Below are 20,062 nucleotides of genomic sequence, written 5' to 3'. Positions count from 1 at the left end.
AAGGGCAGGCGCTGAAATAGGGGATGACGCAAGTGTTCAGGCGTAGGTGTCGATGATCCGGCCAAGCATTTCGTCGGATGCCTTGGCGACCTTCGCGCCAAGCTCGACTTCGGTCTTGCCCACCGCCTGTTGCACGACACTGGTGGCCAGGTCCATCTGCTGGCTGCGGTCGACCGCGCGCAGGCGTTCGGCCTGAAAATCGCTGGACTGGCTAGTGGCGGTACGTTCGGCAGTGGTGTTGGCGATCTGGCTGGCGGCCTGATCGACGCGGTTCTGGCCGGTCTGGATTGCGCTCAGGCCCGCGTAGTAGGCGGAGCTACCGGTGATTTCCATGTCAGGACTCCATTGACGCTGGATGACGAACAGCCCCAATTAAAACAGGCTAGGGGCGAAAAGGCCCGTTTAAATCCCTAATGGCTCAATGCCAGTTGATAGGCCTTGGGTATTCCTGCACCGGCCGCCTCGCGGGTAAACCCGCGCCCACAACGGTATGCGTCCCCTCATAGGAGCGGGTTTACCCGCAAAGAGGCCGGGCCTGCATCACACTAATCCAGCAGATCCAACTGCAGATGCTCAGCCACCATGTCGGCACTGGCCTGCTTGAGCTTGGGCACCCGCCCCAGGCAAGGCGCCGGCAAGCGCTCTGCAAGGCTGGCCAGGTTCTCTTCCAGGCGTGAAGTGCGCGGCTCGATGATGTTTGCCACCCAACCCGCCAACTGCAGCCCATCACGCTCGATCGCTTCGGCGCTGAGCAAGGCATGGCTGATGCAACCCAACCGCACGCCTACCACCAGAATCACCGGCAACCGCAGGGCAACGGCAAGGTCGGACAGGTTCTCGAGGCCCGACAGCGGTACGCGCCAGCCACCGGCCCCCTCTATCAGGGTGAAGTCGGCATTTTGTTGCAGCACATTGCGCATCGCCGCGAGCAGTTCTGGCACAGCCAGCGTCACCCCTGCCTCGCGCGCCGCCACATGCGGGGCAATAGCAGGCTCGAAGGCAAACGGATTGACCTGCTCATAGGGCAGCTTGACCGTGCTCTCGTCGATCAGTGCCAGGGCATCGCTATTGCGCAGGCCTTTCGGCGTCATGGTGCAGCCCGAGGCAACCGGCTTGGCACCCAGTGTGCTCATGCCCTGCAAACGCGCCGCATGCAACAGGCCAGCGGCGATGGTGGTCTTGCCGACATCGGTATCGGTACCCGCAATGAAAAAGGCCTGGCTCATCGTGCTCCCCTTACGCCAGTGGCTTGCGCAACACACCATAGACCACTTGATAGGTGGCTGGCAGCCCCGCGGGTTGGCGAAATGCCTCATAGGCCTGCAACAGGCCCTGCATTCGCGCCCGGCCGGTGAGGCCGGAAGGTCGCCCAGGGTTCAGATTGTGCGCCCCCAACGCCTTCAGTTCGTGGGTCAGGCTGCGCACATCCGGGTAGTGCAGCACATGCGGGCACCGCTCCAGCTCAAGCTGTTCAAAACCGCTGGCTGCGCACAGGCGCTGATAGTCTTCGAAACGGCGGAAGCGGTTTACATGCACCAGGCCATCCACCGCCTGCCAACTGGCGCGCAGTTCATCAAGGGTGCCCACGCACAGGCTGCTGAAGGCCAGTACTCCACCTGGGCGCAGCACCCGCTGCGCCTCGTCCAGCACACTGGTGAACTGATCGCACCACTGCACCGCCAGGCTGGAAAACACCAGGTCGACGCTGCCATCGCGCAGCGGCAGACGCTCGGCGTCGCCAACCACGTGATACTGCGCCCCACCCTTTACATGACGGGCATGAAGCAACATGCCTTCGGCAATATCCACCGCCACGCCGCTGGCCTGGACGAAACGCTCGGCCAGCATGCGGCTGAAATGGCCGGTGCCACTGCCCAGGTCCAGCCAGTGTGACGGCTGCAGGCCTGCCGGCAACAGCTCCAGCAGGCTCAGGCCTACAGCGCGCTGAAGGGCCGCCACGCTGTCGTAACTGGCCGCGGCGCGGGAGAACGAGGCCGCCACCTGGCGCTTGTCGGGCAATGCGCCGGGCAGGGTCGGACGGGAAAGGTCAGTCATCGCCACTCTCATGCAGAAAACTCTTGATGCCCGCCGCCAGCTCCTGCGGGTACTCCAGCAGGAACGCGTGGGAACTGTCTTCGACCAGGCCCACTTCTACATCGGGCAACAGCTCGCTCAACGCCTTTGCCGCCTCTGCCGGCACTAGCGCATCGCTGCCGGCGAACAGGTGCAGTTGCGGGCCACCATAGGCCTGCAAGGCTTCACGGGTGTCCAGCTTGGCCAGCACTTCAAGGCCAGTGGCCAGGTACAACGGGTCGGTATCCGGCACGCCGACACCCAGCTGACGCAACAAGGTGCGCGGCTGCAGGGCGCCGTCGCTGCACAAGGTACGGAAGCGCTTGAGGGTGACCTGGGTATGGTTGCGGCAGCCGTCGAGGAAGGTGCCGAAGGTGTCTTCGGCCATGCCATGGGGCCAATCTGGCCGGGCCAGGAAGCTGGGGTTGCTGGCCAAGGTCAGCAGCCCGCAGCAGTGGTCGCCACGCTTGTGCGCCAGCGCGCTGGCCAACATGCCACCCAGTGACCAGCCACCCAGCCAGACATTGCTGGGCAGCTTGCGGTCCAGATGGTCGATCCAGGCCTGCACATCGCTGTGGGCCAGTTCTGGCAGGGGCATCAGCTCTACCTGCAGGCGGGCGTCCTGAGCACGCAGGCTGGCGGCCAGCGGCTCCAGCGCAGCAGTTCCCAAGCCCCAGCCGGGCAATAGAACAAGTCGATTACGCATCGGCGTTCTCCAACTGTGGATAACACTCGGCCAATGCATTCAACAATAGCTGCACCTGCGCCTCGCTGTGTGCGGCGCTCAGGGTTACCCGCAGGCGTGCGCTGCCAGCCGGCACGGTGGGTGGGCGGATGGCCGTCACCAGCAAGCCGCGCTCACGCAGCAGGCGTGACAGGCGCAACGCCTGCGCACTGTCGCCGATGACGATGGGCTGGATCGGCGTCGGGCTGTCCATCAACTGCAGCCCCAGCTGCTGCGCGCCTTCTCGGAACTGGCGAATCAAGGCTGCCAGGTGCTCACGACGCCAGGTTTCGCGGCGCAGCAGCTCCAGGCTCTTGAGTGTGGCGCAGGCCAGCGCCGGTGGCTGGCTGGTGGTGTAGATATAGGGGCGGGCGAACTGTACCAGCGCCTCGATCAGCGCTTCGCTGCCAGCAACAAAGGCACCCGCGGTGCCGCAAGCCTTGCCCAACGTGCCGATCAGCACGGGTACATCATCCACGCCCAGGCCAAAGTGCTCGACGATACCGCCGCCTTGGGCGCCCAGGGTGCCCAGGCCATGGGCGTCGTCGACCATCAGCCAGGCACCGCGGGCACGGGCGACATTGGCCAGCGCCGGCAGGTCGGCCAGGTCACCGTCCATGCTGAACACGCCATCGGTCACCACCAGGGTATTGCCGACCGCCTTGTCCAGGCGGCTGGCCAGGCTGGCCGGGTCGTTGTGCAGGTAGCGGTTGAAGCGGGCGCCACTGAGCAGCCCGCCATCCAGCAGCGAAGCATGGTTGAGGCGGTCTTGCAGCACCGTGTCGCCCTGCCCCACCAGCGCGGTGATGGCGCCCAGATTGGCCATATAACCGGTGGAGAACAACAGTGCGCGCGGGCGGCCGGTAAGTTCAGCCAGTGCCTCTTCAACCTGATGGTGCGGAGTGCTGTGGCCAACCACCAGGTGCGAGGCACCACCCCCCACACCCCAGCGCTCGGCGCCGGCCTGCCAGGCGGCGATCACCTCGGGGTGGTTGGCCAGGCCCAGGTAGTCATTGCTGCAGAAGGCCAGCAACCGCTGGCCGTCGACCACGACTTCCGGCCCTTGCGGGCTTTCCAGCAATGGCCGGTGCCGATACAGGTCTGCGGCGCGCCGTTCGGCCAGGCGCGCTGCCAGGTCGAAAGCCATATCAGGCTGTCGCGGCGTCGTAGAACATCTCGCTGCTGCGCTGCTCGACCAGCGCTTGCTCGATGGCTGCCTGGTGCACTTCGTCGGCGTGCTCTTCACGCGCTTCGGGCTTGATGCCCAGGCGTGCGAACAGCTGCATGTCCTTGTCGGCCTGGGGGTTGGCAGTGGTCAGCAGCTTTTCGCCGTAGAAGATCGAGTTGGCGCCCGCCATGAAGGCCAGGGCCTGCATCTGCTCGTTCATCTGCTCGCGGCCGGCGGACAGGCGCACGTGAGACTTGGGCATGAGGATACGGGCCACGGCCAGCATACGGATAAAGTCGAACGGGTCGACGTCCTCTTCCTCAGCCAGCGGCGTGCCGGCCACCTTGACCAGCATGTTGATCGGCACCGACTCCGGGTGTTCCGGCAGGTTGGCCAGCTGGATCAGCAGGCCGGCGCGGTCATCCAGCGATTCACCCATGCCCAGAATGCCACCAGAGCAGATTTTCATCCCGGCATCGCGCACGTAGGCCAGGGTCTGCAGGCGCTCGCTGTAGGTACGTGTGGTGATGATGCTGCCGTAGAACTCCGGTGAGGTGTCGAGGTTGTGGTTGTAGTAGTCCAGACCCGCGTGGGCCAGGGCCTTGGTTTGCTCCTGATCGAGTTTGCCGAGGGTCATGCAGGTTTCCAGGCCCATGGCCTTGACGCCTTTGACCATCTCCAGCACGTAGGGCATGTCTTTGGCCGACGGGTGCTTCCACGCCGCCCCCATGCAGAAACGGGTAGAACCGATGGCTTTGGCGCGGGCAGCTTCTTCCAGCACCTTCTGCACTTCCATCAGCTTCTGTTTCTCCAGCCCGGTGTTGTAGTGGCCGGACTGCGGACAATATTTGCAATCTTCCGGGCAGGCGCCGGTCTTGATCGACAGCAAGGTCGAAACCTGCACGCGGTTGGGGTCGAAATGCGCGCGGTGCACGGTCTGCGCCTGGAACAGCAAATCATTGAACGGTTGCTGGAACAGCGCCTTGACCTCGGCCAGGGCCCAATCGTGACGTGTTGTTGCAGTTGTGCTGGCGCTCATCGGCGTTTCCTTGTTTAGGCTGTAGCTGGCGCCGGGACAGGAAAGCCCGCCAGCGCATCACGGATAGCTCGCATAGTCATGGAAGGCCTATGAACTGTCAACTGCACTGGAAGCAACTGGTTTACAAGTGCTCACTTATTAATCAGAAGTGCTTGTTATGCGATGAGCCTGCCGAGCAGCCTTACCCGTTGTGCGTCACCTGCGAACAGGCGCTGCCCTGGCTGGGTGATCAGTGCCGGCATTGCGCCCTGCCCTTGCCCATGGCCGGCTTGACCTGCGCCCCGTGTGGCCGCTGCTTGCCGGCCTTCGATCAGGTCATTGCCCTGTGGCATTTCGGTTTTCCGGTGGACACGTTGATCAGCCGTTTCAAGCACAATCGCCAATGGCCTTTGGGGCGCCTGATGGCTGAGCTGCTGGGGCAGGGGCTGCTGTATCGCTATGCCGAAGGGTTGCCTCGCCCTGACCTGCTGTTGCCTGTGCCTTTGGCCAGGCGTCGACTACGCGAGCGGGGGTTCAATCAGGCGGGGATGCTTGGGCGGTGGTTGTCGTCGCACGTCGGGGTAACCTGCAACGAGCGTTTGCTGGTCCGCACACGCGAGACACCGGCACAGCAACATCTGGGCGCCAAGGCACGGCAGCGCAATTTGCGCCAGGCGTTCGCGGTCATGGGCAAACTGGAAGGCAAGCATGTCGCCATCGTCGATGATGTGTTGACCACCGGTGCCACTGCGCAGGCTATCGCCCAGGCACTGCGCAAGGCAGGTGCGCGGCGGGTGGATGTGTATTGCCTGGCACGTACGCCCAAACCGGGGTATGTATGACCAGGCGCGACCTGCCCCTTTGTAAAGCACCCTTGTATACGGAATACCCATGTCCCTACCCCCCGTTCTCACCCAGCACATCGCCCGCCGCCCACAGCGCATCGCGCTGCTGCAGCACATTGCCGAACAAGGCTCGATCACCCGCGCCGCCAAGGCCGCAGGTATCAGCTACAAGGCGGCCTGGGATGCCATCGACGAGCTCAACAACCTGGCCAGCCAGCCCTTGGTCAAGCGCAGCACCGGTGGCCGCGGCGGTGGCGGTGCGCACTTGTCGCCGGAAGGCGAGCGGGTGTTGCGCCTGTACCAAAGGCTGCAGGCCCTGCAGGCACAAATCCTTGAAGCCGCCGAAGAATCCAGCGACCTCGACCTGCTCGGGCGCCTGATGCTGCGCACCAGTGCGCGCAACCAGTTGCAGGGCCAGGTCAGCGGCCTGCGCCGTGAAGGCCGGTATGACCGCGTCAGCCTGGCATTGAGCGGCGGGCTGGAGATCGATGCGCTGATCACCCACGACAGCACTGCGCGCCTGGAGCTGACCCTGGGAACGATGGTGGTGGCGCTGCTGAAGGCCGGGTGGGTGCGGTTGCTGGCGCAAGAGGAAGAAGCCGAGGGAGGCAGCAACTGTTTGAGCGCAACGGTGGAGGAAGTGCTGGCCGAGGAGGACGGCCCCAGCGAGGTCAGGCTGGCGTTAGGCAACGGGCAGACCCTGTGTGCAATGGCTGATGCGCACTGGTTGGCTGCCCAGCAGGTCGTGGATGGCAGTGTGGTGCGGGTACAGTTTCACCCGTCTTATGTGTTGATCGGGGTTCCCGCATAGTCTGGCCGCGCGGTGCGCGGTTCGCGGGCTTGCCCGCTCCCACAGGGACCGCACCACCCGATGCATCTGGGCCGTAATGTGCGGGCACGCCCGCGAAGGGGCCGACACCGGTATAAAGCGGTACCATGGCCCCACGCCGCTTACCCTCCGGAGCCACCATGTCCCACCCCTTCGACACCCTCACCCCCGACCTGGTCCTGGACGCAGTGGAAAGCCTGGGCTTTCTCAGCGATGCGCGGGTGCTGGCGCTGAACAGCTACGAGAACCGCGTGTACCAGGTGGGCATCGAAGACGCGCAGCCGCTGATTGCCAAGTTCTACCGCCCAGGCCGCTGGAGCGATGCAGCCATCCTCGAAGAACACGCCTTCACGGCCGAACTCGCCGACTGTGAAGTCCCGGTGGTTGCGCCCCTGCAGCACGATGACCGCACCTTGTTCGAACACAAGGGCTTCCGCTTCACGCTGTTCCCCCGTCGCGGCGGCCACGCCCCCGAGCCTGGCAACCTCGACCAGTTGTATCGCCTGGGCCAGTTACTTGGCCGCCTGCATGCCGTGGGCGCCAGCAAACCGTTCAAGCACCGCGAGGCACTGGCTGTGGACAACTTTGGCCACGCCTCGCTGAACACCTTGCTGGAGGGTAATTTTGTCCCGCGTGAACTGCTGCCGGCGTTCGAGTCCGTGGCCCGCGATCTGCTCAAGCGGGTGGAGGACATCTACGCTCGCACACCACACCAGCTCATTCGCCTGCACGGCGACCTGCACCCCGGCAACCTGATGCACCGTGACGAGGTGTACCACGTGGTCGACCTCGACGATTGCCGCATGGGCCCAGCGGTGCAAGACCTGTGGATGATGCTGGCCGGCAACCGCGAGGAGCGCCTGGGGCAACTGGCCGAGCTGATCGACGGCTACAACGAGTTCCACGACTTCGACCCGCGCGAACTGGCCCTGATCGAGCCCCTGCGCGCCCTGCGGCAACTGCACTATAGCGCCTGGCTGGCAAGGCGCTGGGACGACCCCGCGTTCCCGCCCAGCTTCCCTTGGTTTGGCCAGCCACGCTACTGGGGCGACCAGATTCTCGCCTTGCGCGAACAGATGGCTGCGCTGGATGAAGCTCCGCTGAAATTGTTCTAGAAGCACGCCCGCCTCTGTCTACAATAGGCGTCGCTTTATTTAGCAACCTAAGCAAGGATTCTGCATGCACGCCGCAAACCCGCGTCGCGGATACATACTGGGCTTGAGCGCCTACATCATCTGGGGCCTTTTCCCCCTCTACTTCAAGGCAATCCAGAGCGTCCCGGCGGTGGAAATCATTGTCCACCGGGTGCTCTGGTCAGCACTGTTCGGCTCGCTGCTGCTACTGGTGTGGAAACACCCCGGCTGGTGGCGGGAACTGCGCAACAACCCGCGCCGGCTGGGCATCCTGGCACTGAGCGGGGCACTGATCGCCGGTAACTGGCTGACCTACGTGTGGTCGGTGAACAACGGCCGTATGCTCGAGGCCAGCCTGGGCTATTACATCAACCCGCTGATCAACGTACTGCTGGGCATGCTGATTCTTGGCGAGCGCCTGCGCCGCCTGCAATGGCTGGCGGTGGGCATGGCTGCCGTGGGTGTGGCGCAGCAGGTGTGGCAAGTGGGCAGCCTGCCGTGGGTGTCACTGGTGCTGGCGTTGAGCTTCGGCTTCTATGGGCTGATCCGTAAGCAGGCGCCGGTGGCGGCACTGCCCGGCCTGGTGGTGGAAACCTGGATGCTGGTGCCGCTGGCCCTTGGCTGGCTGCTGCTGCACCCGGCCGCGATGAGTGCCCAGGGCGCGTTCTATACCAGCAGCGAGGCGCTGTGGCTGATGGCGGCCGGGCCGGTGACGCTGGTGCCGCTGGTATGCTTCAACGCCGCCGCACGGCACCTGCCGTACACCACGCTGGGCTTCCTGCAGTACCTGGCACCGACCTTGGTGCTGTTGCAGGCTGTAGTGCTGTTCGATGAGCATTTGTCGTCGAGCACCCTGGCGGCCTTCATGTTCATCTGGGCAGGTTTGGCGATTTACAGCGTCGATGCATGGCTGAACTTGCGCAAACGTAGCTGATCAGAAAACGATCAAAACTCTGCAGGCCATGTAGCGCCTGGCCTGCAGAGACATCTCCATAGGTTATCCACACCCTCGTCCCCGCGCTTTGTGCACAAGCTGCTGATAATTGAGCATTTTTTGAGCAAAACAGTACAAGGCACGTGATACCTGGGCTGGAGAGGTACACCCCCAGGTTATCCACAGGGCCTTCCCCGTGATATCGGGATAACCGCAGATGGCCGCTTCGCAACACAAGGCCGCCCCACATTTGTCCGGTGTACGCAGGACCGTGTGGGAGCGGCCTTGTGTCGCGATAGGGCCGCAAAGCGGCCCCGGCAATCGCTGATCAATCCTCTGCCCGCAGCTTCAACTCCACCATCAAGTCATCCGCCAGGCTCTCCAGCCGCTGCTGCAGTTCTTCCAGCGGCAAGGTCAACGGCAACGCCAGCAATGCGTCGGCGTGGAACAACGGCTCACTGCTCATCGGCGCCGGCTGCACGTCTGTGGAAAACCGCTCGACGTTTACCTGCAACTCGGCCAGCAAGCGGGTAATGTCCCGCACGATCCCCGGCCGGTCGTTACCCACCAGCTCCATGGCAATTGGCTTCCAGGTGCACGACGGCTCGATCCCGCTCTCGGCAATCAGCACGCGAATGTCATACCTGGCCAGCCCCTGCAGCGAGGCCACAAGCTCGGCGTAATTCTCTGCCGGCACCGCCACCCGCAGAATGCCAGCAAACTGCCCGGCCATACGCGACATGCGGCTTTCCAGCCAGTTACCACTGTGGTCGGCGATGCACTGGGCAATACGTTCGACCTGGCCGGCCTTGTCAGGGGCAATTACAGTCAGTACAAGATGATCCACAAGCCCTTCCTCGTGTCGGACCGCGCCGGGCGGCAGAAAATCGGGGGATCGAGTCAGTATAGGCAAGGCGCGGCAACCTGCCGCAGGGCAATCTGCACAGCCAATCGTGTACTGTTTCAAGATTTATCTGGAACAATCCACCTGTTTTTTGCGAACATACCCTCTCCCAGCGTGACCATACGCGACCAACGGGTCGCATAACGGCGCTTTTAGTCTGATTTTGCCCCGCCTACTGCTTCATGTAGTATCCCGTGGCGCGGACTACAAAACGTCGTTTGGATGTCTGCCAAGGCGCCTGTGAAAATACGCACACTGCCCGCCAGCCTGTCTGGCAGGCCGCACCCAGCCGCCCCCGAGCAAAACCGGTGGCATGCACTGGTGCCGTGTTTAGAGAAGCGCTACAGGCTTAATACAGAAGAGCGAAATAGCTGAGCAGAGTGAGGCAAGCAATGACTGGATACGTTCAAGTCGGTGGCCTTCAGGTCGCCAAGGTCCTGTACGACTTCGTGAACAACGAAGCCATCCCCGGGACCGGCATCGTCGCCGAGCAGTTCTGGGCGGGTGCAGAGAAGATCATCAATGACCTCGCTCCAAAGAACAAAGCCCTGCTCGCCAAGCGCGACGAGCTGCAAGCCAAGATCGACGCCTGGCACCAGGCACGCAAAGGCCAGGCCCACGACGCCGCAGCCTACAAAGCATTCCTCCAGGAAATCGGCTACCTGCTGCCACAAGCCGACGATTTCCAGGCCACCACCCAGAACGTGGACGAAGAAATCGCCCACATGGCCGGCCCACAACTGGTCGTGCCGGTGATGAACGCCCGCTTCGCCCTGAACGCCGCCAACGCCCGCTGGGGTTCGCTGTACGACGCCCTTTACGGCACCGACGCCATCAGCGATGAAGGCGGCGCCGAAAAAGGCCAGGGTTACAACAAGGTACGCGGCGACAAGGTCATCGCCTTCGCCCGCGCCTTCCTCGACGAAGCCGCGCCACTGGCCGCCGGCTCGCACGTTGACTCCACGGGCTACCGCATCGAAGGCGGCAAGCTGGTTGTTGCCTTGAAAGGCGGCAGCAACAGCGGCCTGCGCGACGATGCGCAACTGATCGGCTTCCACGGCGACGCCGCCGCGCCGACTGCCGTGTTGCTCAAGCACAACGGCCTGCACTTCGAAATCCAGGTCGATGCCAGCACCCCCGTCGGCAGCACCGACGCCGCTGGCGTCAAAGACATCCTGATGGAGTCGGCACTGACCACCATCATGGACTGCGAAGACTCGGTTGCAGCCGTAGACGCTGACGACAAAGTCATCGTCTACCGCAACTGGCTGGGCTTGATGAAAGGCGACCTGGCCGAAAGCGTGAGCAAGGGTGGCAAAACCTTCACCCGCACCATGAACCCGGACCGCGAGTACGCGGCGCCTAACGGCGGCAGCGTGACCCTGCACGGTCGTTCGTTGCTGTTCGTGCGCAACGTTGGCCACCTGATGACCAACCCGGCGATCCTCGATGCCCAAGGCAACGAAATCCCCGAAGGTATCCAGGACGGGCTGTTCACCAACCTGATCGCCCTGCACAACCTCAACGGCAACACCAGCCGCAAGAATACCCGCAGCGGCAGCGTGTACATCGTCAAGCCGAAGATGCACGGCCCTGAGGAAGTGGCCTTCGCCGCCGAGATCTTCAGCCAGGTCGAAGACCTGCTGGGCATGCCGCGCAACACCGTCAAGGTCGGCATCATGGACGAGGAACGCCGTACCACGGTCAACCTCAAATCCTGCATCAAGGCAGCCGCCGAGCGCGTGGCGTTCATCAACACCGGCTTCCTTGACCGCACTGGCGATGAAATCCACACCTCGATGGAAGCCGGCGCCGTGGTGCGCAAAGGTGCCATGAAGAACGAGAAGTGGATCGGCGCCTACGAAAACAACAACGTCGACGTTGGCCTGGCCACCGGCCTGCAAGGCCGTGCGCAGATTGGCAAAGGCATGTGGGCCATGCCTGACCTGATGGCCGCCATGCTCGAGCAGAAGATCGCCCACCCGCTGGCCGGTGCCAACACCGCTTGGGTACCGTCGCCAACTGCCGCCACCCTGCACGCCCTGCACTACCACAAGGTGGACGTACAGGCGCGCCAGCGTGAACTGGCTTCACGTACCCCGGCGTCGGTGGACGACATTCTGGCCATTCCGCTGGCTGCCGACACCAACTGGTCGGCCGAAGAGATCCGCAACGAACTGGACAACAACGCCCAGGGCATTCTCGGCTACGTGGTGCGTTGGATCGACCAGGGCGTGGGTTGCTCGAAGGTGCCGGACATCAACAACGTCGGCCTGATGGAAGACCGTGCCACCCTGCGCATCTCTGCCCAGCTGCTGGCCAACTGGCTGCGCCACGGCGTGGTCAGCCAGGAGCAGGTGCTGGAAAGCCTCAAGCGCATGGCCGTGGTGGTCGATCAGCAGAACGCTGGCGACGCCCTGTACCGCCCGATGGCGCCGAACTTCGACGACAACGTGGCGTTCCAGGCGGCTGTGGAACTGGTGGTGGAAGGTGGCAAGCAACCGAACGGTTATACCGAACCGGTACTGCACCGCCGTCGCCGCGAGTTCAAGGCGCGTAACGGGTTGTAAGTAACATCTGCGCCAGGGGGCCGTTTTGCGGCCCCCTCGGCGCATCAACCCATTTTCAGTTCTTTCCTCACCAGCTCCAACAGCTTGCCCAAATCCACCGGCTTGAGCAGGAAGTCCACCACCCCCAGGTGCATCACATCCACTGCCTCTTCCACATCGGTGTCACCCGACACCACAATGATCGACAACGCCGCCCGCTCCGACGCGCGAATTGTCCTGATCAAGTCCAGTCCACTTTCAGGCTGCATGCGCAAATCGGTAATCATCAACCCGATACGCTTCTGGTAGTGCAGGTACAACCTGGCTTCCTCGGCCCCATCCGCCCCCACCGCATCAATGCCCCGGCTTTTCAGGTACAGGATCAGCGCCTCACGGTTAACCGCGTTGTCATCCACCACCAGCACCAACGGTCTGGCTGCCACAGGCGCACTTTGGTTTATCACGGCCAAGGCCTCGCGCTCGGCGTCGCTCAGGATGTCGGTGTGCTCGGGCATGCTTGTCTCGTCAAAATAATTCCGCTTCAGCATTAGGACCGCATTACTTGCGTAACCCGTTTCGCCTTTCGTCGGGTCTTTGACAAGGGCGCTCATAGACTTACGTCCAATGGGCACCACCCCGCCGCAAGCCGACCATGGAGGCAGAGAACAACATGGCCGGTACCTATATATAGATATATATAGTTCGGCATAGCGATACGGTCAGTTTCATGAGCAAAAAGGACGCCTACAGCCAGGCGGGCAAGACAGCGGTACTGCAAAACATCCAAGGCACATTGCAGTTCCTGCAGCGCTTTCCGCCGTTCAATCAGATGGAGCACAGCCACCTGGCCTTCTTGGTCGAGCAGTGCCAGCTGCGCTTCTACGCCTGCGGTGAAAGCATCGTCAAACCTGCCGACGGGCCGGTCGAGCACTTCTACATCGTCAAGCAGGGCCGCGTGGTTGGCGAGCGCCAGCACCTGGCCAAACCGGGTGTCGAAACCACGTTCGAGATCACCAGCGGGGAGTGCTTCCCGCTGGCAGCCCTGCTGGGTGAGCGGGCAACCCGCACCGAGCACCTGGCCGGGGAAGACACCTTCTGCCTGCAACTGAACAAGGCCGCATTCATCCGCGTGTTCTCGATGTCTGAAGTGTTTCGGGATTTTGCCCTGCGCGGTGTCAGCAGCCTGCTTGATCAGGTCAATCAGCAAGTACGCCAGCGCGCGGTGGAAACCCTCGGCACCCAATACTCGCTGAACACCCCCCTGGGTGAACTGGCCATGCGTCACCCGGTGGTGTGCAGCGCCCATACGCCCCTGCGCGAAGCCGTGCGGCTGATGCACGAGCAACAGGTGGGCAGCATCGTGGTGGTCGACCCGCAGCGCTACCCCATCGGTATCTTCACCTTGCGCGACCTGCGCCAGGTGGTGGCGACAGTAGATGCCGACCTGGGCGCCGCCATCGACCGGCACATGACCGCCAAACCGTTCTACCTCCCACCCCAGGCCAGCGCCTTCGATGCCGCCATGGCCATGACCGAGCGGCATATTGCCCATGTCTGCCTGGTGGAAAACGGACGCCTGTGCGGCGTGGTTTCAGAGCGCGACCTGTTCTCCCTGCAACGGGTCGATCTGGTTCACCTGGCGCGCACCATACGCCATGCGCCACGCCTGGATACGCTGGTTTCGCTGCGCGGCGAAATCAGCCAGCTTGTAGAACGCATGCTGGCCCATGGCGCATCGTCGACGCAGATCACCCAGATCATTACTTTGCTCAACGACCATACCGTGTGCCGGGTCATCGAACTGGCCCTGGCCGAACGTGGCGACCCGGGCGTGCCGTTCAGCTGGCTGTGCTTTGGCAGCGAAGGGCGACGCGAGCAGACCCTGCACACCGACCAGGACAACGGCATCCTCTTCGAAGCAGTCGACAGCGCCGAGGCCGACGCGATCCGCGCTCGCCTGCTGCCGCTGGCGCAATACATCAACCAATGCCTGGCCCAGTGCGGTTTCACCCTGTGCATGGGTAACGTCATGGCCGGCAACCCCGAACTGTGCCTGTCGCGCAGCGAGTGGGCGCGACGCTTTGCCGGGTTTGTTCGCGAAGCCAGCCCGGAGAACCTGTTGGGCTCGAGCATCTACTTCGACCTGCGTGTGGTGTGGGGCGACGAGCAAGGCTGCGAGCAGCTGCGCCAAGGCCTGCTGGCACAGGTAGCCGACAACCGCATCTTTCAGCGCATGATGGCTGACAACGCCCTGCGCCAACGCCCGCCGGTGGGCCGGTTGCGCGAGTTCGTGCTGACACGCCAGGGCAACGACAAGGCGGCGACCCTCGACCTCAAGGTCCAGGGCCTGACGCCCTTCGTGGATGGTGCCCGTTTGCTGGCCCTGGCCAATGGCATAGCTGCCTGCAATACCCTGGAGCGCCTACGCCAACTGGTGGCCAAGGGCGTGATCGAGCCGTTGGACGGCGCCGCCTATGAAGAGGCCTACCACTTCATCCAGCAAACCCGCATGCAGCAGCACCAGCGCCAGATACGCGACAACCTGCCTTACTCCAACCGGGTCGACCCGGACAGCCTCAACCACCTGGACCGGCGCATCCTGCGCGAGTCGCTGCGCCAGGCCCAGCGCCTGCAAAGCAGCCTGGCCTTGAGGTACCAGTTGTGAGCCTGTTCGCCTGGCTGCGCCCCAGCGCGCCCGAGCTGGACCACGCCAAGCGCCAGCGCCTGGCCCGGTTGCCCAAGCCCGTGCCGCTGGGGGTATGTACCCTGCGTGAGCAGCGCTGGGTGGTGCTGGACCTGGAAACCAGCGGGCTCAACCCCAACCGTGATCAGGTACTGTCGATTGGGGCGGTGGCCATCGAGGACGGTGCCATCGACTTTGCCCAGCAGTTCGAACGCACATTGCACCGGCCTTTGCAGAAGACCAACGCCAGCGTACTGATCCACGGCTTGGGCCCCAGCGCATTGGCTGCCGGTTGCGACCCGGCCGAGGCCTTGCTGGATTTACTCGATTTCATTGGCAACAGCCCGGTGCTGGCGTTTCACGCGCCATTCGACCAGCGCATGCTGGCCCGTGCGCTGAAAGAGACCCTTGGGCATCGCTTGCAGTCAATGTTCCTCGACGTTGCCGAACTGGCACCGATGCTCAACCCAGACACGGTACTGCGCGAGGCCGGGCTGGATGACTGGGTGGCACGGTTTGGCTTGCAGGTTGAAGAACGCCATCATGCCAGTGCCGATGCCCAGGTGACCGCAGAGCTTGCGCTGATCCTGTTCAGCCAGGCCCGGCGCCAGCAGCTGGACAGCCCGCTGCAGCTAGAGCAACGGTTGCGCGGGTGGCGACGGCGCAAGATGCAGAGTCATGGTTTGTAAGGCGTGGGATTTGCAGCGCCGGTGAGATCGAGCGCCGCCCGTGCGGCGCATCGCGAGCAAGCTCGATCCCACCGGCGCCACATAACTCAAACCAAGCCCCATGATGGCAATCCGATAAGCGTCCATTGCACCCACCCCCTCCCCTCTGCAACAATCGAGAATAATTATCGTTAGTTAATGCATTCGTTCCGGGGGGACGCTGCTTGTCTTCTGCACAAAGCCCACACGCCGATCTGGTCGGTGCGCTGTACCGCGACCACCGCGGCTGGCTGCTCGCCTGGCTGCAACGCAGCATGGCCTGCCGCCAACGTGCCGAAGACCTGAGCCAGGACACCTTCGTGCGCCTGCTTGGTCGTGAGCAACTGGAGACACCCCGCGAACCCCGCGCGTTTCTGGCCGCCGTGGCCAAGGGGCTGATGTTCGACCACTTCCGTCGCACCGCGCTGGAACAAGCCTACCTGGCCGAACTGGCATTGATCCCTGAAGCCGAACAGCCCTCGCCAGAAATGCAGCACCTGATCCTTGAAGACCTCAAAGCCATCGACCGCCTGCTCGGCAAGCTGTCGAGCAAGGCTCGCGCGGCGTTTCTGCACAGCCGCCTGGACGGCATGGGCCATGCCGAGATTGCCGAGCGCCTTGGCGTTTCGGTGTCGCGGGTGCGCCAGTACATCGCCCAAGGGATGCGCCAGTGCTATGTAGCCCTGTATGGGGAGCCGACGTGAGCAACGTCCCGGTTTCGTCCCGGGTCCTGGAAGCCGCGATTGCCTGGAAACTCAGCCTCGGCGACAGCAGCAGCACGCCTGATGAGCGCAATGAATTCATGCGCTGGCATGCCGCCAGCGAAGAGCACGCACGTGCCTGGCGCCAGCTCGGCGCCATGGACCAACGCGTTAGCGCGGCGGCTGGCCCGGCACGCCAGGCGCTGCTGCAATCACGCGCCAGCCTGCGGCGACGCATTGGCAAGGTTGGCGGCGGGCTGGCTGGCACGTTTCTGCTCGGCGCGCTGCTGGCATGGGGCGGCGCCCCGTCGCTGGCACCCAGCTACTGGCTGGCCGACCAGCGCACCGCCACGGGAGAGTTGCGTACCTTGCGCCTGGAAGACGGCACACTGCTGAGCCTGAACACCCACACCGCCGTGGACATCGACTACGCCGGCGCGCAACGGGTGATCGTGCTGCACCAAGGCGAAATCTCGGTCGAAACCGGCCACCAGGACCCGCGCCCGCTGCTGGTACGCACTGAAGACGGTCGCTTGCGGCCACTGGGCACGCGCTTCCTGGTGCGCCGCGAAGCCGGCGGTACGCGCCTGGAAGTGCTGCAAGCCTCGGTCGCCGCCATGCCGCATAACAGCGGCGACGAACAGGTGCTGCGCGAAGGCCAGCAGGTGTTGATGAACGCCAACGGCCTCGGCGAGGTTGGCACGGTGCCTGCCGGTGCCGATGCCTGGACCCGCGGCATGCTGGTGGTCGACAACGTACGCCTGGGCGACCTGCTCGCCACACTGGGCCAGTACCGCAGCGGCTACCTCGGGGTGGATGCCAAGGTCGCCGACCTGCGTGTGACCGGCAGCTTCCCGCTGACCAACACCGACCTGGCGCTGGCCTCGCTGGTGCCGGCGTTGCCGGTGAAGATCGAGCGGCATACGCAGTGGTGGGTGAACGTCACGTCCAAATAGGCCGGGCCCGCTGGCCAATTTCCATCCGCCGTTCACCGTTGCCGCCACCACCGTATTCGCGGGTAAACCCGCTCCTACCACGGTGGTGGGCACGCATCGGGGTCGTCGTAGGAGCGGGTTCACCCGCGAAGAGGCCGGGCCTGCTGGCCAATTTCCACCCGCCGTTCACCGTTGCCGCCACCACCGTATTCGCGGGTAAACCCGCTCCTACCACGGTGGTGGGCACACATCGGGGTCGTCGTAGGAGCGGGTTTACCCGCGAAGAGGCCGGTGCTGGCAAAATACCTTTTAAATAATTCTCAATATTTTTCAGATTCGCCCTGTCACTTTTCAGATCTCGCTCGGCAAGGAAGCAGCAAGCACTTACCCGTCGAGGAACCGCCGCATGTCCCGTGCCGTTGATCATATCCTGCGCCCCAGCCTGATGGCCCTGGCCATCGGCCTGGCTGCCCCGCTGACCAGCCCTGTGTTGTTCGCCGCCGAGCAATCCACGTCGCGCGCCTACAACCTGCCCAGCGCGCCACTGGCCACCACCCTCAACCAGATCGCCAGCCAGGCCGGCATTGCCTTGGCCATCGACCCGGCACTGGTCAGCGGCCGCACCTCGGCCCCGGTCAGCGGCCAATACGACGGCCTGGGCGCCCTGCAAGCCGCCCTCAGCGGTACCGGCCTGCAGTTGCAGCAGAGCACTGCGGGCAGCTACAGCCTGGTGGCCGTGCCGGATGGCACCCTGGCCTTGCCGGAAACCACCGTGAATGCCCCCAGCGCCAGCGAAAGCGCCTGGGGCCCGGTTGAAGGCTACGTGGCCAAGCGCACCGCTGCTGGCACCAAGACTGACACGGCACTTGTGGAAGTCCCCCGCTCCATCTCTGTCGCCACCCGCGAGCAAATGAAAGACCGCGGTGTACACAGCCTGGATGATGCAGTGCGCTACATGCCAGGCATCGTCTCCGCCAGCTTCGGCAGCGACACCCGTTATGACTGGATGCGCGTGCGCGGCTTCGAGCCAACGCAGTTCCTCGATGGCCTGCCCCTGCCCCGCGGCGTGTATGCCAACCCGAAAGCCGAAACCTGGAACCTCGACCGCCTCGCCCTGCTGCGCGGCCCGGCCTCTTCGATCTACGGCCAGACCCCACCTGGCGGCCTGCTGGACATGGTCAGCCGCCGTCCGCAAGCGGAAAGCGCTCACGAAATCGAGCTTCAATACGGCAGCGACAACCATCGCCAGATCAACTTCGCAAGCACCGGCAAGATCGACGATGAAGGTCGCTTTCTCTATGGCGTCAGTGGCGTTATCCGTGACAGTGGCACCCAGATCGACCACATCGACAACAAGCGCTACAACATTGCCCCAAGCCTGACCTGGAACATTGACGAAGACACGACGCTGACCTTCCTGACCCAGTTCACCCGTGACGATACCGGTGCCACCAGCCAATTCCGGCCCATCCAGGGCACCAAGATCGACATGCCGTTCGGCAAGATCTCGCACCACAAGAACCTGGGTGACCCGGATTACGAGTTCTACGACCGTACTTACTACGCGCTGGGTTACGCCTTCGAACACCGCATCAACGACGTCTGGCAGTTCCGCCAGAACCTGCGCTACACCAAGTCAGACCTGTCGTTCCAGACCATCACCCCTGGCAGTTACTACGAGCCCGGCGGCCCGGTCAAAGACGATGGCACTGTCAGCCGCATGTCCACCAACACCGATGAAGACATCAGCCAGTTCGCGGTGGACAACAACTTCCAGGCGGACTTCGCTACCGGGGACATCAACCACACGCTGTTGATCGGTCTAGACCACCAGCGCATCAACACCAACTACCTGTCGATCTTCGACTTCACCGTGCCGGACAGCAACGTCAACAACCCGGTCTACGGGCTGCCGATCACTCGCCCGGATCGCTCGACCGCGTTTTACGACTACAACCAGAAAACCCGTCAGACTGGCCTGTATGTGCAGGACCAGATGGCGCTTGGTAACTGGCGCCTGACCCTGGGCGGTCGTGAAGACTGGGTGCACACCGGCACCAAGTTCTTCAACCAGGGCGATGCCACCAATACCCAGCGGGACAAGAAGTTCAGCGGCAACGCAGCCATCAGCTACGTGTTCGACTCAGGCTTCGTGCCGTACCTGTCCTATGCCGAGTCGTTCCAGCCGTCCAGCAATGCCAGTGTGTCGGCCTCGGACTCGTTCAAGCCCACCGAAGGCAAACAGTGGGAGCTGGGCGTGAAGTATCAGCCACCGGGGTCCAACACCCTGTTGTCGGCAGCCGTGTACGACCTGACTCAGAAAAACGTCTCGGTCACCAATACGGTCGGTGGTGTGACCATCACCAGCCAGACCGGTGAAGTGAAAGTCCGCGGCCTTGAGCTGGAAGCGGTTTCCGATGTGACCGACAACCTGAAGGTGATTGCCGCCTACACCCTGGCCAAGTCCGAGGTGCAGGACGGCGATTTCAAAGGTAACCGCCTGCAACTGATGCCTAACCAGCAAGCGTCCATCTGGGGCGACTATACCTGGCACTCGGGCGTGCTCGACGGCTTCGGCATCGGCCTGGGCGCGCGTTATACCGGTAATACCTACGGTGACCAAGGCAATACCTACCTGGGCAAGGCCAAGGCCTACACCGTCTTCGACGGGTCGGTGCATTACGACCTGGGTCGCCTGAACGGCAGCCTGAAGGGCGCGTCGGTCGCGGTCACCGCCACCAACCTGCTGAACAAGGACTACCTCTCTACTTGTGACGCGTACTACTGCTACTACGGCGATGAGCGCAGCGTTGTCGCCAGCGCCACTTACAAGTTCTGAGTGAGCTGGGGCCGCCTTGC

General features: G+C 63.4%; 18 protein-coding genes. 10 read left to right on the top strand and 8 right to left on the bottom strand.

Features of this window, described 5'->3' with window-relative positions:
• Positions 1–36: 36 nt before the first annotated feature.
• The 6 genes from BJQ17_RS23345 to bioB all read right to left on the bottom strand — a co-directional run bounded on the left by BJQ17_RS23345 (position 37) and on the right by bioB (position 5,004).
• On the bottom strand, positions 37–333 hold the full coding sequence (locus tag BJQ17_RS23345; protein ID WP_003255603.1) for a hypothetical protein: 297 nt from the start codon (positions 331–333) through the stop codon (positions 37–39).
• A gap of 212 nt (positions 334–545) precedes the next feature.
• Entirely contained in the window at positions 546–1,226 is a 681-nt protein-coding gene (gene bioD / locus BJQ17_RS23340; RefSeq protein WP_003255605.1) for a dethiobiotin synthase, read from the bottom strand.
• A 10-nt stretch (positions 1,227–1,236) separates the two neighbouring features.
• Positions 1,237–2,055, bottom strand: coding sequence for a malonyl-ACP O-methyltransferase BioC (gene bioC / locus BJQ17_RS23335; protein WP_003255607.1), 819 nt, complete (start codon positions 2,053–2,055; stop codon positions 1,237–1,239).
• Positions 2,048–2,779, bottom strand: coding sequence for an alpha/beta fold hydrolase (locus BJQ17_RS23330; RefSeq protein ID WP_003255608.1), 732 nt, complete (start codon positions 2,777–2,779; stop codon positions 2,048–2,050). The genes bioC and BJQ17_RS23330 overlap by 8 nt, the downstream gene beginning before the upstream one ends.
• A complete protein-coding gene (gene bioF / locus BJQ17_RS23325) occupies positions 2,772–3,944 on the bottom strand; it encodes an 8-amino-7-oxononanoate synthase (protein WP_070096715.1) in 1,173 nt (390 codons plus the stop codon). The genes BJQ17_RS23330 and bioF overlap by 8 nt, the downstream gene beginning before the upstream one ends.
• A gap of 1 nt (position 3,945) precedes the next feature.
• Positions 3,946–5,004 carry a biotin synthase BioB gene (gene bioB / locus BJQ17_RS23320; RefSeq protein ID WP_003255611.1) on the bottom strand — a complete coding sequence of 353 codons (1,059 nt, stop codon included), beginning with the start codon at positions 5,002–5,004 and terminating at the stop codon, positions 3,946–3,948.
• An 89-nt stretch (positions 5,005–5,093) separates the two neighbouring features.
• On the opposite strand from bioB, the gene BJQ17_RS23315 reads away from it, so the two are divergent.
• The 4 genes from BJQ17_RS23315 to rarD all read left to right on the top strand — a co-directional run bounded on the left by BJQ17_RS23315 (position 5,094) and on the right by rarD (position 8,724).
• On the top strand, positions 5,094–5,825 hold the full coding sequence (locus tag BJQ17_RS23315; protein ID WP_070096714.1) for a ComF family protein: 732 nt from the start codon (positions 5,094–5,096) through the stop codon (positions 5,823–5,825).
• Between the two features lie 49 nt (positions 5,826–5,874).
• On the top strand, positions 5,875–6,639 hold the full coding sequence (locus BJQ17_RS23310; protein ID WP_070096713.1) for a TOBE domain-containing protein: 765 nt from the start codon (positions 5,875–5,877) through the stop codon (positions 6,637–6,639).
• A 158-nt stretch (positions 6,640–6,797) separates the two neighbouring features.
• On the top strand, positions 6,798–7,772 hold the full coding sequence (locus BJQ17_RS23305; RefSeq protein ID WP_004577117.1) for a serine/threonine protein kinase: 975 nt from the start codon (positions 6,798–6,800) through the stop codon (positions 7,770–7,772).
• 64 nt (positions 7,773–7,836) lie between these two features.
• Positions 7,837–8,724: an EamA family transporter RarD gene (gene rarD, locus BJQ17_RS23300; protein WP_003255619.1), complete on the top strand. Its 888-nt coding sequence runs from the start codon at positions 7,837–7,839 to the stop codon at positions 8,722–8,724.
• A gap of 328 nt (positions 8,725–9,052) precedes the next feature.
• On the opposite strand, the gene BJQ17_RS23295 is transcribed toward rarD, so the two are convergent.
• Complete coding sequence (locus BJQ17_RS23295) at positions 9,053–9,571, bottom strand: glycine cleavage system protein R (protein ID WP_003255620.1); 519 nt, start codon at positions 9,569–9,571, stop codon at positions 9,053–9,055.
• 449 nt (positions 9,572–10,020) lie between these two features.
• Here BJQ17_RS23295 and BJQ17_RS23290 point away from each other — a divergent pair, with 449 nt between their 5' ends.
• On the top strand, positions 10,021–12,198 hold the full coding sequence (locus BJQ17_RS23290) for a malate synthase G (protein WP_003255621.1): 2,178 nt from the start codon (positions 10,021–10,023) through the stop codon (positions 12,196–12,198).
• A gap of 44 nt (positions 12,199–12,242) precedes the next feature.
• Here the strand turns inward: BJQ17_RS23290 and BJQ17_RS23285 are convergent, their stop codons facing one another.
• Positions 12,243–12,788 (bottom strand): response regulator, encoded by a 546-nt coding sequence (locus BJQ17_RS23285; protein WP_033726058.1) that lies wholly within the window; start codon positions 12,786–12,788, stop codon positions 12,243–12,245.
• 116 nt (positions 12,789–12,904) lie between these two features.
• On the opposite strand from BJQ17_RS23285, the gene BJQ17_RS23280 reads away from it, so the two are divergent.
• From BJQ17_RS23280 to BJQ17_RS23260, 5 genes are all read left to right on the top strand, one after another.
• Positions 12,905–14,842 (top strand): putative nucleotidyltransferase substrate binding domain-containing protein, encoded by a 1,938-nt coding sequence (locus BJQ17_RS23280; protein ID WP_004577115.1) that lies wholly within the window; start codon positions 12,905–12,907, stop codon positions 14,840–14,842.
• Positions 14,839–15,549: a PolC-type DNA polymerase III gene (locus BJQ17_RS23275; protein ID WP_011953275.1), complete on the top strand. Its 711-nt coding sequence runs from the start codon at positions 14,839–14,841 to the stop codon at positions 15,547–15,549. Before BJQ17_RS23280 ends, BJQ17_RS23275 begins: the two co-directional genes overlap by 4 nt.
• Positions 15,550–15,752: 203 nt before the next feature.
• Complete coding sequence (locus tag BJQ17_RS23270) at positions 15,753–16,271, top strand: RNA polymerase sigma factor (RefSeq protein WP_003255629.1); 519 nt, start codon at positions 15,753–15,755, stop codon at positions 16,269–16,271.
• Positions 16,268–17,224 carry a FecR domain-containing protein gene (locus BJQ17_RS23265; RefSeq protein ID WP_070096712.1) on the top strand — a complete coding sequence of 319 codons (957 nt, stop codon included), beginning with the start codon at positions 16,268–16,270 and terminating at the stop codon, positions 17,222–17,224. The genes BJQ17_RS23270 and BJQ17_RS23265 overlap by 4 nt, the downstream gene beginning before the upstream one ends.
• A gap of 385 nt (positions 17,225–17,609) precedes the next feature.
• Entirely contained in the window at positions 17,610–20,042 is a 2,433-nt protein-coding gene (locus BJQ17_RS23260; protein ID WP_070096711.1) for a TonB-dependent siderophore receptor, read from the top strand.
• Positions 20,043–20,062 lie beyond the last annotated feature (20 nt).

It is taken from the genome of Pseudomonas sp. NBRC 111139, from assembly GCF_001753955.1.
Classification (GTDB): Bacteria; Pseudomonadota; Gammaproteobacteria; order Pseudomonadales; family Pseudomonadaceae; genus Aquipseudomonas; species Aquipseudomonas alloputida.
Note: the sequence above shows the minus strand (reverse complement) of the source record. Positions and strands in the feature narration are given on the sequence as shown.